Source organism: Nostoc parmelioides FACHB-3921 (genome assembly GCF_014696625.1).
Lineage (GTDB): Bacteria > Cyanobacteriota > Cyanobacteriia > Cyanobacteriales > Nostocaceae > Trichormus > Trichormus parmelioides.
Map to the genome: position 1 here is coordinate 131,490 of NZ_JACJQL010000002.1, position 16,315 is coordinate 147,804.

General features: G+C 42.6%; 14 protein-coding genes and 2 tRNA genes. 4 read left to right on the top strand and 12 right to left on the bottom strand.

The window, feature by feature from the left end; translation table 11 throughout:
- The first annotated feature begins 222 nt into the window (after nt 1-222).
- On the top strand, nt 223-2,151 hold the full coding sequence (locus H6G14_RS02390) for an alpha-amylase family glycosyl hydrolase (RefSeq protein WP_190565561.1): 1,929 nt from the start codon (nt 223-225) through the stop codon (nt 2,149-2,151).
- A gap of 128 nt (nt 2,152-2,279) precedes the next feature.
- Here H6G14_RS02390 and H6G14_RS02395 read toward each other — a convergent pair whose 3' ends face one another.
- The 9 genes from H6G14_RS02395 to murA all read right to left on the bottom strand — a co-directional run bounded on the left by H6G14_RS02395 (nt 2,280) and on the right by murA (nt 8,150).
- Nucleotides 2,280-2,915: a transposase gene (locus H6G14_RS02395; protein WP_190565562.1), complete on the bottom strand. Its 636-nt coding sequence runs from the start codon at nt 2,913-2,915 to the stop codon at nt 2,280-2,282.
- Nucleotides 2,916-3,122: 207 nt separating this feature from the next.
- The gene (locus tag H6G14_RS02400) at nt 3,123-3,371 is read right to left on the bottom strand and encodes a hypothetical protein (RefSeq protein ID WP_190565563.1); all 249 of its coding nucleotides are present in this window, start codon (nt 3,369-3,371) and stop codon (nt 3,123-3,125) included.
- Between the two features lie 23 nt (nt 3,372-3,394).
- Nucleotides 3,395-3,478: transfer RNA gene (locus H6G14_RS02405), tRNA-Leu, on the bottom strand.
- Nucleotides 3,479-3,550: 72 nt separating this feature from the next.
- On the bottom strand, nt 3,551-4,651 hold the full coding sequence (locus tag H6G14_RS02410) for an alpha-hydroxy acid oxidase (protein ID WP_190565564.1): 1,101 nt from the start codon (nt 4,649-4,651) through the stop codon (nt 3,551-3,553).
- A complete protein-coding gene (locus tag H6G14_RS33965; RefSeq protein WP_277884297.1) occupies nt 4,648-4,776 on the bottom strand; it encodes a hypothetical protein in 129 nt (42 codons plus the stop codon). The genes H6G14_RS02410 and H6G14_RS33965 overlap by 4 nt, the downstream gene beginning before the upstream one ends.
- A 103-nt stretch (nt 4,777-4,879) precedes the next feature.
- On the bottom strand, nt 4,880-5,197 hold the full coding sequence (locus H6G14_RS02415) for a Txe/YoeB family addiction module toxin (protein WP_190565565.1): 318 nt from the start codon (nt 5,195-5,197) through the stop codon (nt 4,880-4,882).
- On the bottom strand, nt 5,112-5,519 hold the full coding sequence (locus H6G14_RS02420) for a type II toxin-antitoxin system Phd/YefM family antitoxin (RefSeq protein WP_338421177.1): 408 nt from the start codon (nt 5,517-5,519) through the stop codon (nt 5,112-5,114). The genes H6G14_RS02415 and H6G14_RS02420 overlap by 86 nt, the downstream gene beginning before the upstream one ends.
- 253 nt (nt 5,520-5,772) lie before the next feature.
- Complete coding sequence (locus H6G14_RS02425) at nt 5,773-6,648, bottom strand: M48 family metallopeptidase (RefSeq protein ID WP_190565566.1); 876 nt, start codon at nt 6,646-6,648, stop codon at nt 5,773-5,775.
- Nucleotides 6,649-6,806: 158 nt separating this feature from the next.
- Nucleotides 6,807-8,150, bottom strand: coding sequence for a UDP-N-acetylglucosamine 1-carboxyvinyltransferase (murA, locus tag H6G14_RS02430; RefSeq protein WP_190565567.1), 1,344 nt, complete (start codon nt 8,148-8,150; stop codon nt 6,807-6,809).
- Between the two features lie 514 nt (nt 8,151-8,664).
- On the opposite strand from murA, the gene H6G14_RS02435 reads away from it, so the two are divergent.
- Nucleotides 8,665-8,746 (top strand) — tRNA-Leu (locus H6G14_RS02435).
- A 61-nt stretch (nt 8,747-8,807) separates the two neighbouring features.
- Nucleotides 8,808-9,587 carry a TrmH family RNA methyltransferase gene (locus H6G14_RS02440; RefSeq protein ID WP_190565568.1) on the top strand — a complete coding sequence of 260 codons (780 nt, stop codon included), beginning with the start codon at nt 8,808-8,810 and terminating at the stop codon, nt 9,585-9,587.
- A gap of 36 nt (nt 9,588-9,623) precedes the next feature.
- On the opposite strand, the gene H6G14_RS02445 is transcribed toward H6G14_RS02440, so the two are convergent.
- The 3 genes from H6G14_RS02445 to H6G14_RS02455 form a co-directional block, all read right to left on the bottom strand.
- On the bottom strand, nt 9,624-9,887 hold the full coding sequence (locus H6G14_RS02445) for a hypothetical protein (RefSeq protein WP_190565569.1): 264 nt from the start codon (nt 9,885-9,887) through the stop codon (nt 9,624-9,626).
- A 294-nt stretch (nt 9,888-10,181) separates the two neighbouring features.
- Entirely contained in the window at nt 10,182-11,894 is a 1,713-nt protein-coding gene (locus tag H6G14_RS02450; protein ID WP_190565570.1) for a diflavin flavoprotein, read from the bottom strand.
- A gap of 192 nt (nt 11,895-12,086) precedes the next feature.
- A complete protein-coding gene (locus H6G14_RS02455; protein WP_190565571.1) occupies nt 12,087-13,826 on the bottom strand; it encodes a diflavin flavoprotein in 1,740 nt (579 codons plus the stop codon).
- A 1,279-nt stretch (nt 13,827-15,105) separates the two neighbouring features.
- Here H6G14_RS02455 and H6G14_RS02460 point away from each other — a divergent pair.
- Complete coding sequence (locus tag H6G14_RS02460) at nt 15,106-16,293, top strand: glycosyltransferase family 4 protein (RefSeq protein WP_190565572.1); 1,188 nt, start codon at nt 15,106-15,108, stop codon at nt 16,291-16,293.
- Nucleotides 16,294-16,315: the final 22 nt, after the last annotated feature.

Consider the following 16,315-nt stretch of genomic DNA (forward strand, 5'->3'; position numbering starts at 1 on the left):
GTAGTATTATTTGCGAATTTCATATTTTTAATTTTTCTAATTAATAGACAATATTGCTTGAAATTGGCTTCTGGCAAAGCTTAATCACAACTTGCCCAAAGATAGATGTGCATAAAAAAAAATTAGATAGATAATACCTATGGTTTACGGAAACGCGGAAATACAAAAATTTGTATCTCTGTTTATACATACTTCATATCGCATTAAAAACTGCATTTTTTTATGGTACAAACACCACCATCACAATTTTCCGAAGAGCAATACAAAGTCGAAAATGCTAATGCAGAGGTACAAGCATTAATCGAATCGCCTACGCCAGAGACAGAAATAGATTTAGAATTTCTCTACACTAGGGATATTGAATTTCGTCAAGAAACAATTTACTTTCTAGTAGTTGATCGTTTTTATGATGGCGATCCTGAAAATAGCGAAGGCTATAATCCAGAACTTTATGACCCAAATGGAGAAGATTGGGGTAAGTATTGGGGAGGCGACTTACAAGGAGTTATTGATAAATTAGACTATCTAAAAGATATGGGAGTAACCGCACTTTGGTTAACTCCTTTATTTGAACAAGTCGAGGAATTATTTGTTGGTAATGCCGCTATGCACGGCTATTGGACAAAAGATTTTAAACGGCTAAATCCTCGCTATATTGGCAATGGAGAAGACCCTTCCTTAAACAATACTCAAGAAACCAAAAATACCACTTTTGACCGCTTAGTTACAGAATTACACAAGCGGAAAATGAAGCTTATACTTGATATCGTCTGCAACCATAGCAGTCCTGATACTAGTGGTAGCAAAGGCGAATTATATGATGATGGGGTAAAAATTGCCGACTTCAATGATGATGTGAATCATTGGTATCACCACTATGGTGAAGTACAGAACTGGGAAGATGATTGGCAAGTCCAAAACTGTGAACTGGCTGGTTTAGCTACTTTTAATGAAAATAATACTGAGTACCGAAACTATATCAAGTCTGCAATTAAGCAATGGCTAGACCGGGGTGTGGATGCGCTGCGGGTAGATACTGTTAAACATATGCCGATTTGGTTTTGGCAAGAATTTACTGGTGATATGTATAATCACAAACCAGATGTGTTTATTTTTGGTGAGTGGATTTACAATCATCCCAGTGACGATCTATCGGTGGAATTTGCCAATAATTCCGGCATGACTTTACTTGATTTTGGACTGTGCGTAGCAATTCGCGGCGCACTAGCCCAAGGCGCAGAAGGGGGATTCCATCTCATCCAAGAAGTATTTGACCAAGATTATCGCTACAACGGGGCTACGGAGTTAATCACCTTTGTTGATAACCATGATATGCCCCGCTTTCAATCCCTCAATCCTGATCCGGCGATGTTGAAAGTAGCGATCGCTCTGATTATGACATCACGGGGTATTCCATGTATCTATTACGGTACAGAACAATATCTGCACGATGATACTAACGGCGGTAATGACCCCTATAACCGCCCCATGATGGAAAATTGGGATACTGATACTGAGGTTTATAGATACCTCCGATTGTTGTCTGGTATCCGGCGATTAAATCCAGCCGTCTCTATGGGTAGCCAGTGGCAAAAATACCTCACACCTGATGTTTATTGTTATGTCCGCCGCTATCGTTCTTCTGTTTGCTTCGTCGCCCTCAATCGTGGTGGAGAGGTGACTTTACCAGAAGTCCAAACAGATTTACCAGATGGTGAACATACTTGTGCGGTGACTCGGAATAAATTTGAGGTCAAAGACGGTAAAATTTACAACCTACCACTCGAAGAACGGGGAGTCATCGTTTTAAGTCATGTAGGCGAACGGGTGAAGGCACAAACCATTATCCGCGTTCAACTCAATGGCGTATATACTCAACCAGGCGAAACTATCGTAGTTGTCGGTGACTGTCCAGAATTGGGTAACTGGGATATTAGTAAAGCCTATCCCTTGGAATATATCAACTCTAATACTTGGTTTGCCGAGATTCCTTTTGATGAAAGCGCAGGTAAACTCATTAGTTATAAATATGCCATGTTGCGAGAAGGGCGATCGCCTCTGCGAGAAAATATCTTAAATCGTCGCTGGGTAGTGGCGAAAGAAGGTACAGTCAAATGGCGTGATACTTGGGCTTCGGGTAGAGAATCCTAAAGTCCTCATAATACACCAGATACCCATGTCAAAAAATGGGTATCTTTCTAATACTAAAATTAACAAAATAAATTTAAACTTTAGGCTTTTGAATTAATTTCAAGAACAAGACGCGATGAATCGCGTCTCTACAAGGGGGGATGGGGTGGTCGTTGGCTATCGCGTTCCCAATTGATTGGGTTATTAATAATGTATTGTCTAATGCGATCTAGGGCGAATTCATCACGAATTATGTTGTCATGGAACCTTTGTTGCCATCCAAAACCTTGATAGATTTGATTAATTTCAAACGAACATCGTCCTTTGTACCACCTAACAATTTTAGAAAGGGAATTCTTAGACAACATCGGGTTAAATAACCCAGTAACCCCGCCCCGTTCCCCATCCCCCAATTGACTTGTAGAGACGCGATTCATCGCGTCTTGTTCTTGTTTTTGTATTGGAATCGCGTCTTTTTGTGTTTGATTAATAATCAAAATTCCATGAATATGATTAGGCATGACGCAGAACGCATCTATCTGGCAATTGGAAAAATGATTAGGAATCTCACACCACAGTTTATAAGCAATTTCTCCAATAGGCGATCGCTGCATTTCACCCTGCACAACCTCACCAAAAAAGCATTTCTTACCATCCGTGCAAATAGTAATGAAATATCCACTATCACTAGCATAATTCCATGCTGGTAAACGGGTTGAATCAATTCGATATTTACCTTTGTATTTGGGTTTGTTGTTTTTTGGTTGAGGATCGTCATGACTCATAATTACATTTTTGCTGGATACAAAGATTGATGCAATTATTGCTTTGCATTGATGTAATTGCTAACCCAAAAAACTCGGAATTATTTGTATTGTGTAAATGATGGGAAGGAAGAAGACGCGATGAATCGCGTCTCTACAAGGCGGGCTACGTCTACGCATTTCCATCCCGGTGAAAATATCTGTTTGAATATAGGCGATCGCACAACCTTATAGAGACGACGATTTATCGCGTCTCTCTTTCAAAATTATCTGACACACGCAGGGAAAAAAAATGGGGAAGATTTGTTTATCTTCCCCACCTTGGTTATTCTGTTTCTTGTCTGGCTGGTTAGCTTCTTTGAGCTTTTGCCGTAACATTTGTCTTTGTTTCTTGAGTTGTCGCTTTCTTGCAGAGCCGCCTCTGCCCTTGTCGTTTCTCCCTTCTTTGCGGGGGGATTCCCATCTTTTTAATCGCATCTTTTTTTTTATCTAGTTAACAGTGGGCAGGAGGAGAATCGAACTCCTATGACCGCAAGGTCGCCACATTTTGAGTGTGGTGCGTCTACCAGTTTCGCCACCCGCCCTTGGAGGCAACTTGACTATTATAGTACAGCAATTAAGTTTAATGCAAGGAATAAATTAAAATTCTCCTTTACTTACTTAAAATGCAGAAAACTAGAATCAATATCTTGTAACTGAGAACAGCCCATCAGCGCCATTGCCACATTTAACTCCTTTTGTAGTAAAGAGATAACGTGAGATACGCCTGCTTGTCCTCCTACTGCGAGTCCCCATAAAATTGGTCTACCTATGAGTACAGCTTGAGCGCCTATTGCTAAGGCTTTGATAATATCTGTACCCCGGCGGATTCCTCCATCTAGTAAGACTTCGGCTTTACCATTGACGGCTGCGACTATCTCTGAGAGGGCATCTAGTGAGGCGATCGCACCATCTAATTGTCTACCTCCATGATTGGACACTACAATTGCTTTAGCTCCACATTCCAGCGCCCGCGCCGCATCATCACCCCGCAAAATTCCTTTCAGTACCAACGGTAGGGGAGATAAAGACTGCAACCATTCCAAGTCATCCCATGTTAAAGCCGAGTTGAGTTGTTGAGCAAAATAGGTCAACAACCCAGATTCTCCTGGCGCATAGGGAATATCTAACCCGGAAATTGTTGTGAGATTAGCCAAATGCAGACCTGGCGGTAACACAAATTCATTACGTCTATCTCGTTCCCGTTGTCCGAGTACGGGAGCGTCCACAGTCAAACATAACGCTTTGTAACCTGCTGCATAAGCCCTTTCTACCAGAGCGCGAGTTAAACCCCTATCTTTATGAATGTAAAGTTGAAACCATTGTAGGGAATCGGAAAATTTACTACCAACCTCGGCTACTTCTTCTAAACTTTTGGTAGACAAAGTACTCAAAACCATACCCATCCCAGCCGATGCAGCCGCCATTGCTGTGGCTAGTTCACCTTCTGCATGAGCCAAACATTGAAACGCCATCGGTGCAATTAATAGAGGTAATTGCAGAGGTTGTCCCAAAACAGAGGTTGTGAGGTTAATTTGGCTAACATCCACTAGCATTCGCGGACGCAGTTTGATACGTTCAAAGACTGTACGATTCTCTTGTAATGTGATTTCATCCCCAGCCCCACTAATGTAGTAGTCAAAAGCCATCTGAGATAGATGAGTTTTGGCTAAATGTTCATATTCAAATAGGTTGATGGGACTGGATATAGCTGTCATGGTGGTAGTTGTGAGTTAACCACAGTTATGATAAATCGCTTTGGAGAGACGCGATTATTCACCGAAGATTTTTTTAACAGAGCGATCGCTCCCTCTGTTTGGTACTGGTCGCCACTACGAAACAAAATAAAAGCTCCTCTTGGCTATTTTAAAGGAGCTTTTATCGTTTTATCAAGATAGTTTTTTAGAGTTTTTAGATACAGAAGAATTCTTTATATTTTTGAACAATTAATAATGATAGCGGGCTTGTAAAAAATTTATTTCATCGTCTTTAACAAGGTATACAATTCTATGTTCTTGTGTTAACCGACGAGACCAAGTATCAGGATCTAAATATTTTAAAGGTTCAGGCTTGCCTTTTCCGTTAAAAGGATCTCGGCAAATCTCTTTGACAAGATCCAAAGCCTTTAAGGCAACTCGTTGATTAGTTTCTACCCAAAATTTTAGGTCTTCTAAAAATTCAGGTTGAAATACTGTTTTTCTTTGCTTTGGAGTTACTGGAACTTCTTCGTTTGATTGGTTTTTGTGACTCTTCTTTTTGGTCAAGCCCTAACTCCTTACGAATATCATCCAAACTTTGAGATTCCACAACACCTGATTTGGCTCTATCTAAAGCCCTTAGCAAACGTTCAGCGTTACGTGGGGAACGTAAAAGATGAGCAGTTTCTAAAAGACTCGAAAGCTCATCAACAGGTATTAAAGCGACATTTTCAGCATTCCGACGTGTAATAACTACAAAATCACGTTCTGAAGTAACTTTGTCGCATAATTCAGACAAACGATCTCGTGCTTGTGTGTAAGTGTAAGTGTTAGAAAGCATAAGTATTAAAAGCTCCCTTTGTGTACTTTCAAATTGAATGCAGTACATTTTTGCTCAATCTGTACACACTTTCTGTACAGGTCGCTATTTCAAGCGTAACATAACAAAAATCTTATGTTCACAGAAAAATACAGCAAAGGGAACAGGATAAATCAATTCAAAATTCAAAATACCCTGCGGGAAGCGCAAGCGCTACAAAATTCAAAATAAATCATACCTAATAACTCCTTCAGGGTTCGCCAGGCGCTAGCCTCTCCCCTTGGGATAATACCGCGCTGGCTCACCAATCCCCAAATCCTTCTTACCAATTCCGCCAGCCACCTTTTGATGCTACTTCACTGGTGTATTTCTGACCATGATTTTGCAATAAAGATTGGTATTCTTGGCTACTTGCCCAACTGTCAATTTCTCGTGCGCGGAGGACTGGTACAGGGTGGGTTAATTGAGCAGTACGGGCAGCTTTAACCATTTCCCCCATTTCGTTTTTACTAATATCGTCGTAAGCACGAGCCTGGTCAATAAAAGCATCCAGATTAAGCTGCGGTGCTAGGGTGGGTGAACCTCCAGCCAACTTCATTAAAACTGACATCACGACTTTCGGGTCTTGGGTGGCTAGTAATGCGGCGCGATCGCAGGTAAACTCAGCACAACGTACCCATTCTAAAAGTTGTGCCTGGATAGCTTGAGCCATAAAAGCCCCAATATTGGGGACTGCTGAGGCTGCTAATACTAATAAATTTACAGGTGTCAGATAAACACTGTGGTCACACTTGAGATGTCCTAATTCATGGGCAATAACTGCCTGGATTTCCTCTGGAGTTAGGATATCAATTAAGGAAGTATGCAGCACCACAAAAGGTTGCTTACCCCGCATAGCAAAAGTGTAGGCATTAGGAGCCGGATGTTGTCTGACATACAACTGGGGAGGCTCAATATCCAAAATTTTGCAAGCTTCTAACAACAGCTTATGTAAATCAGGCAGTTGTTTTTCCCCTACCAAAACACTTGAAGCAATATTTTCCACATAAAAAACTTGTTCCGCCATTGGCCCTAGTAAATTTCGTACCAACATATCCAAGCCTGGTATTTGCTTGAGAGATGTAGTAGCTTCCAGGTCTAGTGGATGACGAAACGAGTCAGCTTTTAAACCGATGAGCGGAGATTTGCACAAGGACATGATATAGCCAGTTGGTAAAACAAAGTATCAACAGCCTCCCACAGTTAGTATAGCGATTGGGGATTGGGGATTGGGGAGTGAAAAAGCAGGGGAGCAGAGGAGCAGAGGAGAAAAACTACCTGCTAAACCCCTACACCCCTACACCCCTACACCCCTACCTAAGTAGAAATCGATGCTGGCGACGCATTGTTATTAGCGGCTACTTCAGCATTCGCTGACTCTTCGCGTACTCGGAGGATTTTAGCTCCCAATTGTTGCAACTTTACATCAATTTGATCGTAGCCCCGATCAAGATGATGTAAGCCCTGAATTGTGGTTTTACCTTCGGCGGCTAATCCAGCTATGACTAACGCGGCTGATGCTCGTAAGTCGGTACCGATGACTGGCGCACCGGATAAAATTGGCACTCCTCGTACAAAAGCAGTGTTGCCTTTCACCCGAATATCTGCCCCTAAGCGATTTAACTCTGAGGCATGGCGCAAGCGATTTTCAAATACTGATTCGTTAATAATGCTGTCGCCTTCTGCCAAAGTTAACAAGGCCATAAATGGTGCCTGCATATCCGTGGGAAACCCAGGATGGGGCAAGGTATCAATATCTGTAGCCTTGAGGATTTCGGCAGGAAGAATGCGTAAGCAATCTGGACTTTCCTCGATGATGGTTACGCCAATATCCCGCAACTTGGCAATTAATGGGATTAAATGATCTGGTACTACTGAGGAAAGGGTAATTTCGGAACGGGTGATGGCTCCGGCAACGAGGAAGGTTCCAGCCTCGATGCGATCAGGAATAATGCTGTAGTCAACGGAGTGTAACTTAGGGACACCAACAATAGTAATTGTACTAGTGCCAGCGCCCTGAATATTTGCTCCCATTGCCTTGCAGAAATTAGCCAAATCGACCACTTCTGGTTCCCGTGCAGCGTTTTCTAAGATGGTTTCGCCATCAGCGAGGGTGGCTGCCATCATCAAGGTTTCTGTCGCTCCCACACTGGGAGTATCTAGGTAAATTTTGGCTCCTTTCAACCTACCACCACTACCAGGAACATAGGCATTACAAATGCCATGTTCAATCTGTACTTCTGCACCCATTGCTTGCAATCCTCGGACGTGCAGATCAACGGGTCTGGCTCCAATGGCGCAACCGCCCGGTAATGGCATTTGTGCTACGCCTAACCTTGCCAGAATGGCTCCTATGGCGAAGAAACTAGCTCGTAACTGGGTAACTAGCTCGTAGGGAGCTTTTGATGTCTTAATTTCGCTGGCATTGATGTCTATGATGTCTGCTTGTCGTGTTAAGCGTACACCCAACGCCGATATTACCTCACCCATTCGTTCTACGTCCGCCAATAAGGGAACGTTACGAATCCGGCAATCTCCTGAACAAAGCAAGGCTCCAGCCATGATTACCAATGCTGAATTTTTGGCCCCGCTAATTTTGACATGACCCCGTAAGGGATGCCCACCCCAAATTTGCAAGACTGAGGAGTCTGCTTCTGGCACCAGTTTGGCATCTGGTAAGCTGCTAGAAGTATTAATAAGCCTACCTCCAAAATAAACACGTATTTTCTAGGTTAGAAGTTGGTTTTGATTCTACAGTAAAGATTTGATTTGTCTACATTTTTGTAGTTATGTCTTGTACTGCTAAATCATGTTTGTGGTCTAGTTTGATGGCTAAAAACTATTAGTAGCAAGGTTTAGAGGTTTTGACTAAATTTATCGACGACTTAATACAGAGCATTGTTTTTATGTAAAAATAAATACTCAATAAAATCTTGTCATATGCCCTCACTACTGCAAATTAAGCCATCAGCAATTATCCACTTATGAATAATTCCCATTTTGTCAACTCTAATTTCTATCAAAGCGTAATCATGTCAAGATGATTATTTTTAGTACCATAGACATATTTGCTGCGGGCTACCCAACTTGTGGACAGTCCAGAAACCTCATAATTTAGATTGACAAAGATCAATAATTAGGCAATAATCAAAAACGGTCGATAAACAAACCGCAAGCGGAACTGGCGGAATTGGCAGACGCGCTAGATTCAGGTTCTAGTGCCGCAAGGCTTCCGGGTTCAAGTCCCGGGTTCCGCATAAATTCAGTGCTGAGTTATGAGTGCTGACGTTGTTAAATATTCAGACTTCAGCATTAGCAATGTTAACAAGTTTACAAAATTCATTAGTAAAGCAAATTCGTAAGCTGCACTCTACCAAGGAACGGCATAGACAAGGTCTGTTCTTGTTGGAAGGGACGCACTTGTTAGAAGAAGCTTGTGCAATGGATTATCCCCTAGAGGTGGTGTGTTGTACTCCGGAATGGGAAGCAAACCATCCAACATTGTGGGAAGATGCTTGTAGCCGATGCGATCGCTCGGAGATTGTCAGTGAAGAAGTATTAGTGGCGATCGCTACTACTGTACAACCAGATGGGGTAGTGGCAACAGCGAAGCGTAGCGAACTCCAAAGCCAAATACCATTTACAGGCGTAGTCTTAGCCTTGGAAACCATCCAAGACCCTGGTAATTTAGGGACAATCATTCGCACGGCGGCGGCGGCTGGTGCTTCCGGGTTATGGCTGAGTCAAGATAGTGTAGATTTAGATAACCCGAAAGTTCTACGGGCTTCGGCTGGACAGTGGTTTCGTTTAGCCACCGCAGTTAGTGAAGATTTAAAAGCAACAGTACAGCTTTGCCAGCAAGCAGGAATGCAGGTGGTAGCTACTCTACCCACTGCCAAGTTAACTTATTGGGAAATAGACTGGCACAAACCCAGTTTAATTTTATTAGGGAATGAAGGCGCTGGCTTGTCACCTGATTTAGCGGCGATGGCAGACCAGGAAGTGAAAATTCCCCTGAGTCCTGGTGTAGAATCTTTGAATGTGGCAATTACATCCGCCTTAATGTTGTACGAAGTACAGCGACAGTTAAACGCTTAATAGGTAATACATTGACGTAGCTGTGTTGGGTAGCGACTATTTGGACTTTGTGATTTCTTCTAAATAATTTTCAATATCAGCAACCGCATCTTCCAAGGCTGCTAAATCAATATCAGTTTCATCGTCCAAAGCTGCAAATTCACCAATATTATCAGTAGGTGTAGCAGTTATTTCTTCATCCTCAGTTGAGCTTTCCTGTAAAAGATGCTCCAGCTCTTCCAGGGATGCTTGGAATTCTTGTTCAAATGCTTGAAACTCTTCTTCAAGGTGGTGGCGCTTTTCTGGCTGGCTTTGCTCCATAGTTTTGCTAAAAAATTTTCTTGAATTTGTAATCTAATAGCAGCTTCTATAAAATATAATTTTGCCCATTTAAGGCATATTTACAGCTATTTGCTCTATAAAGTTTACACACTCATTTACTAAACGGGTAGCTTTAGTTGAGAGAGGGGTGTGGGGGCATGGGGGTATAGGGGTATGGGGGTGTGAGGTTCAATAAAAACCTACATCTGTGAGGTAGGAAAATATGGGTATAGAGGTTTAGGTATTGAAAACCCCTACACCCCTACACCCTTACCCCCCTACACCCCTACACTGTTAATAATGAGTACCAGTTTTGCGGTGATTAACAGCAGTTACATCATCTGGCTTGAGTAACTTGCCGTTGTCAACAGTTGCATATACTACCCAATGGTCGCCACATTCTAGGCGTTGGTCAACCGAGCATTCCACATAAGCTAAAGCGTCAGCTAAAACAGTGCAACCGTTGTCAGCTTCTGTAGTGGTGAAGTTAGCAAAACGGTCTTCCCCTGGGGCGAAGTTTTTGCGGAAATGCTTCATGTATTCTAGATGATTGCCTTCAGGTAAGATATTCAAGGCAAATTTACCACCAGGATACATAAGGGATTCAATCGCCCGTTCTTTCGCAATGGCGACAGTTAAACCTGGTGGGTTAAAGGTGGCTTGAGATACCCAAGAACCAAGCATTCCTGTAGACACATCGCCTTGTTTGGCGGTAATGACACAAACTGAGCCGACAATGCGACCTACAGCTTGTTCTACAGGGGTAGCGGCTTGTTGGGGTACACGCACTTTCTTGGCTTTCTTCAAGGTTTGGGCGAAGTCTGTACCCACTTCTTCACAGAATTTGAGGGTAACATCGTCTGGCTTAAATTTCACCTTCAGGGTTTCCAAACCAAAGCGATATCCCGCGTCCCGTAGTTTACCTTCAATCATGTCTAAGGCTTCACCACTCCAGCCATAGGAACCAAACACCCCAGCTAGTTTGTTGTTATCGCCAACTTTGAGGACAATACCCAAAGCAGTGTTAATAGGGGTTGGTGCATGACCACCGATTGTAGGGGAACCGATGAGAAAAGCATCAACTTGTTCTAAATTGCTTTGGATTTCTTCCGGTGTAGCAAATTCGCAGTTGATGGATTTGACTGCTACGCCGCCTTTAGTTAATCCGAGAGCGATCGCCCGCGCTATAGTTGCAGTATTACCGTAAGCTGAAGCATAAAGTAAGGCAACGGAAATCTCTCGGTCTTTTTGGGCTTTACTCCAATCTGTATATGCTTGCGTAAGGGCGATTAAACTGGTACGTACCAGAGGCCCGTGACCGACAGCATACATTCTCACTTGTAAGTCAGAGATTTTCTCTAATGCTGCTTCCACATGGATAGCATGGGGAGCCATCAAACAGTTGAAGTAATAACGTTGGTCTTCTTTGAAAGATTCCCAGTTATCATCAAATACATCATCGCCACAGATATGAGCGCCGAAAATCTTATCGGTGTAGAGAATTTGGGTTTGCACGTCGTAGGTACAAAGCCCAGCCGGCCATCGGGGACTAGGAATTGGCAAGAACTTCAACACATGACCCTTACCTAAATCCAGGGTTTCTTTACCCCGCATCGCCAAAATATTTAAGTTGTCATCAGGGAAAGCTGCACGTAAATCACCCGCCGCCGGTAGGGAACAAACAAAGGTAATCTGGGGAGCCAATTCTAGCAACGCCTTAAAAGTGGGTATGCGATTGGGGCTGAAATGACCCAAAATAACATAATCCAATTTTTTCAAATTGACCGTCTGTTGTAATGCTTCGAGATAAATTTTCATGAAGCTTTCTACAGGCGGGTCAATAATTGCCGTTTTATCACCTTCAATTACATAAGAGTTAGAGGTAGTACCTCTTTCTAAGGCATATTCAATTTCAAACCGCAAACGTGACCAACTACGCGCTCTCAGAACTTTCGTGTTTGTAGCAATCGGCAGAACCTGTACGTCACGGGGCTTGGAATCGCTCATAGATTTTGTTTTAGGTTTGTCAAAAAATTGCAAAAACCGGGTAGATTTTGCCCAGTCTTTAATTGATTGGATTAAGTTCATAGATATTGGGGATTGGGTAGGCATTGCTGATTAGTAGGATGATTAAACAGTTAACTGTTAACTGATAACTGTTAACTGTTAACTGTTAACTGATTTAATCTCACCCCTTTCTTAGTAATAGTTGCCTACTTTGCGGTGACGAACTGCGGTCAATCCATCGGGTTTGGAAACGCGACCGTCTTCAACGGTGCAGTATAAAATATAGTGGTCGCTGCATTCTAGGCTGCTTTGGACTTCGCATTCCATGTATGCTAAAGCGTCCGTGAGGATGGGGGAGCCGTTTTTGGCGGTTTGGGTTCTCACTCCGGCAAAGCGGTCTGCACCGGGATGGAGACGCTTGAGAAATTGTTTTTTCAGTTCTTGGTAATTGCCTTCTTCTAAGACATTGAGGACGAAGCGATCGCCTATTTGCATTAAGCTATCAATAGCTCTATCTTTAGCTACGGCAATAGTAAAGCCCAATGGTTGCAAGCTGGCTTGGGATACCCAGGAAGCTAACATGGCGCTGCTAACGTCACCTTTTTTGGTCGTGACAATATACAGACCGTTGCTAATCCGTCCCAATGCCTTTTCCATGTTGACATCGAGAGATTTGATTTGCTTGATGTTGCGTTCCCTTGTCAGCAATTGTCCCAAGTCTGTACCCGCTTCTGTACACAATTGATATGCGGATGCGCCAGGAACGTCTTTAATCCGAATCGCGGGGAAGGCTTCTTTCACACCCAAATCGATAAATTTGCGGCGGATGGTATCAACAGGTTCGTCATCGCCACCGAAGCATTCAAACAAGCCGACTGCTTGCTTATCTTTAACTACAGATAGCAGGGAACTAATACCAGCTTGCGCTGCTACCGATGTTGTGGGAGGCATACCAATAATTAAACCAGCTGCCCTACCTGCCAATTCTTGAATTTCTTGGATTTCTGCTGTGCTGAGGTCAATCATTTCTACCGCAACACCAGTTTTTTGGATACCCTCACCGATGGCTTGAACTAGTAAGTTGCTATAGCCATAGTCGGCGACATAAAATAAACCGACGGTGGTTTCCGCTTTGGCTTGTCTTTGGCTCCAGCTTTGGTAACACTCAGTCAACACATCCAAATGGTGGTATAACAGAGGCCCGTGACCATTAGCGATTATCTTAATTTTGCCCAGTTCACCCATACGCTTCATCGCATTCAACAGCGATCGCGCATTTGGCCCCATAAGACAGTCGTAGTAAAATCTGAAATCAGCTTCAATCGCTTCTAAGTCTTCATCAAAAGTACGGTTGTCGCAGAAGTGCATCCCAAAGGCATCGCAAGTATAGATAACTTCGGTTTTGCGATCATAGCTAAAAATGGTATCAGGCCAGTGCAGATTAGGCGCACTTACAAACTCAATTTCGTGACCTTTACCAATATCGATGCGATCGCCACTTTTGACAATCCGTTTGGAAAAAGGATCATGTACTAAACCTTCCAAAAATTGCAAAGCAATCTTAGAAGCCAAAACAGTTGCTCTTGGTGCTAATTGCAGCACATCTTCCACCAAACCGCTATGGTCTGGTTCTGTATGACTGACAATAATGTAATCAATAGCCTTCGGGTTGATGAGACCTTTTAGTGTTTCTAAATACAGTTCCCGAAACTTCTGGTGAGAAGTATCAACTAAAACTGTTTGTTCGCCTCTAATTAGATATGAATTATAAGTCGTACCGTTTTGTAGTCCGAATTCGATATCGAAGCGATCGCGATCCCAGTCTAGACAGCGAATCGCCGTAGTATTAGGGGCAATTTCTACAGTTTCTACAGTCAGCCGATGCTGTACATTTTCTGTGTGGGCGTTGCCGGTCGTAGACATCGATACCATGATTCGTCTCCGAGCGCAAATAAACAGTAATTATTTCTCTGCCCCCATTGTGCGCCTAACTGAATTTTAAAGTTGTAATAAAAACGATATTTTCCCAAATTCAACTTGTAGCAAATAATACCTTTTTTTGGCTTCTTTTCTAACTCAATAAATATCCTGTAAATCAAATCACCCAAAGGGTATCACGTTTTAAATATTGATATTTCTTGGCATAATTTAAAATCCCTCACATATCATACATAACTTATTTATCTTGGCAAGATTACCGTAACAAAAAGCATAGATTTCCCTACTTCATAAGTATCTATCCCCTTGTGGGTGGAGTCTTTATTTAGCGTAGTTTCATAGAGAATTTTATTTTCGTAGCGATCGCCTAGCGTTTTTTGATATCCAATAGACTGATGATAAAGCGCGTAGGCTTAGCCCGTCGTAGACATCGCTCGGCGTATATCTTGATTTTCTCACCTAAATTGCCGTAAAAATTCATCGACAAAGCTCAAACACTCACCCGCGAGTATCAAATACTCACCCACGAGTATCAAACACTCGCTCACGAGTATCAAACACTCACCCGCGAGTATCAAATACTCACCCGCGAGTATCAAACACTCATCCACGAGTATCAAACACTCACCCGCGAGTATCAAATACTCGCTCACGAGTATCAAACACTCATTACAGCAATTCTCATTTACCTAAACCACACACTTACCCTCTTCTCTGCGCTTCTGCGTGTTAGCTTTAGCGGGGTGTAGCCCGACAAAAATCTTCGAGAATTCCCTATCACCTTCTCAAGACTCGCCCTCACACCTTCAGCATCCGGTAACTGTAATCGCTGCAAAATCTCTAAAGCTGGTTGCAAATAGGATTACGTAAAAATACGTGATTTTCTGCAACTTACACTCTATCAGAATTTAAAATTGTTCCTTTCGATAGTTATTAGTGGAAAAATGTATACTATAAGCTTTTCTAATTTTATATCTTAGATTTTACGCTCCACCCACTGGTGGGGGGTAAGAGACTTCATTTTACATTGGCTTTGATCGGCTAATCTAAAGACCTTCATCAAAGCTCTCATAACTTTTTCTCACCAAAATCGCAAAAAATGTAAAAAAATCCGAAAATTTTAGTAACCAAATCCTGTGTAAGTGTCAATCTCATATTTTTAGATATTTATCAGCTAACGTTTTTTTACATTCCAAGGTCACAAAAGCCAAAATGCTGACCGTTAGGAATTTTCTGAATTTTTAAGTGCTGAAAGCATTGGGGAGTCTAGTCAATGAAGATATTGGTACTAAGTTGGGAATTTCCACCGAGAATAGTTGGCGGTATTGCTCGTCATGTAGCGGAACTATACCCTGAACTGGTAAAGCTGGGGCATGAAATCCATCTGATTACGGTAGAAGTTGGTCAAGCATCGATGTACGAAGTCGTGGAGGGAATACACGTACATCGAGTACCAGTATCTTATAGTAATGACTTTTTTCACTGGGTAGTCAATTTGAACCAAAGCATGGGACATCACGGTGGGAAGTTAATTGCTGAGGAAGGGCCGTTTGATTTAATCCATGCCCATGATTGGCTAGTGGGAGATGCTGCGATCGCTCTCAAGCATAACTTTAAAATTCCCCTGATTGCTACCATCCACGCCACAGAATACGGACGCTACAACGGTATTCACAACGACACCCAACGCTATATTCACGGTAAAGAAAACTTACTAGCCTACAACGCCTGGCGAATTATCGTCTGTACCAACTATATGCGCCAAGAAGTAGAGCGCACCTTAGAAAGTCCCTGGGATAAAATCGATGTGATTTATAACGGTATCCGACCAGAAAAGAAACAGCACCACGAAGATTTTCATGCTCAAGATTTTCGTCGTCAATTTGCGGAAGACCATGAAAAGATTGTCTACTATGTTGGTCGCATGACCTATGAAAAAGGTGTATCAAATTTACTCAATGCAGCGCCCAAAGTTCTATCAGAGATGGGCGGCTACGTGAAATTTGTGATTGTCGGTGGTGGTAATACTGACAATCTTAAACGTCAGGCTTGGGATTTAGGAATTTGGCACAAATGTTACTTTACCGGTTTTCTTTCCGATGACTATTTGGACAAATTCCAAACTGTGGCTGATTGTGCAGTATTTCCCAGCCTTTACGAACCCTTTGGGATTGTAGCTTTAGAAAGCTTCGCCTCGCGGGTTCCCGTAGTGGTGTCCGATACAGGCGGCTTCCCTGAGGTAGTGCAGCATACCCGAACAGGTATCGTAACTTGGGTGAATAACCACGATTCTTTGGCTTGGGGAATTCTGGAAGTTTTAAAAAATCCGGGTTATAGTCAATGGCTGATTGATAACGCCTATAAGGATTTGGAACATCGCTTTAGCTGGCCGAAATTAGCCCAACAAACCCAAGCTGTTTATCAACGAGTGGTGAAAGAGCGATCGCAAGTTGAATGGTAACAAAATGTAAAGATGATCTGAG

Excerpts from the sequence above, each read along its gene's own strand:
- H6G14_RS02390 (WP_190565561.1), top strand. The coding sequence starts at position 223 with ATGGTACAAACACCACCATCACAATTTTCCGAAGAGCAATACAAAGTC.
- H6G14_RS02395 (WP_190565562.1), bottom strand. The coding sequence starts at position 2,915 with ATGAGTCATGACGATCCTCAACCAAAAAACAACAAACCCAAATACAAA.
- H6G14_RS02400 (WP_190565563.1), bottom strand. The coding sequence starts at position 3,371 with ATGCGATTAAAAAGATGGGAATCCCCCCGCAAAGAAGGGAGAAACGAC.
- H6G14_RS02410 (WP_190565564.1), bottom strand. The coding sequence starts at position 4,651 with ATGACAGCTATATCCAGTCCCATCAACCTATTTGAATATGAACATTTA.
- H6G14_RS02420 (WP_338421177.1), bottom strand. The coding sequence starts at position 5,519 with ATGTACTGCATTCAATTTGAAAGTACACAAAGGGAGCTTTTAATACTT.
- H6G14_RS02425 (WP_190565566.1), bottom strand. The coding sequence starts at position 6,648 with ATGTCCTTGTGCAAATCTCCGCTCATCGGTTTAAAAGCTGACTCGTTT.
- H6G14_RS02440 (WP_190565568.1), top strand. The coding sequence starts at position 8,808 with ATGTTAACAAGTTTACAAAATTCATTAGTAAAGCAAATTCGTAAGCTG.
- H6G14_RS02445 (WP_190565569.1), bottom strand. The coding sequence starts at position 9,887 with ATGGAGCAAAGCCAGCCAGAAAAGCGCCACCACCTTGAAGAAGAGTTT.
- H6G14_RS02450 (WP_190565570.1), bottom strand. The coding sequence starts at position 11,894 with ATGAGCGATTCCAAGCCCCGTGACGTACAGGTTCTGCCGATTGCTACA.
- H6G14_RS02455 (WP_190565571.1), bottom strand. The coding sequence starts at position 13,826 with ATGGTATCGATGTCTACGACCGGCAACGCCCACACAGAAAATGTACAG.
- H6G14_RS02460 (WP_190565572.1), top strand. The coding sequence starts at position 15,106 with ATGAAGATATTGGTACTAAGTTGGGAATTTCCACCGAGAATAGTTGGC.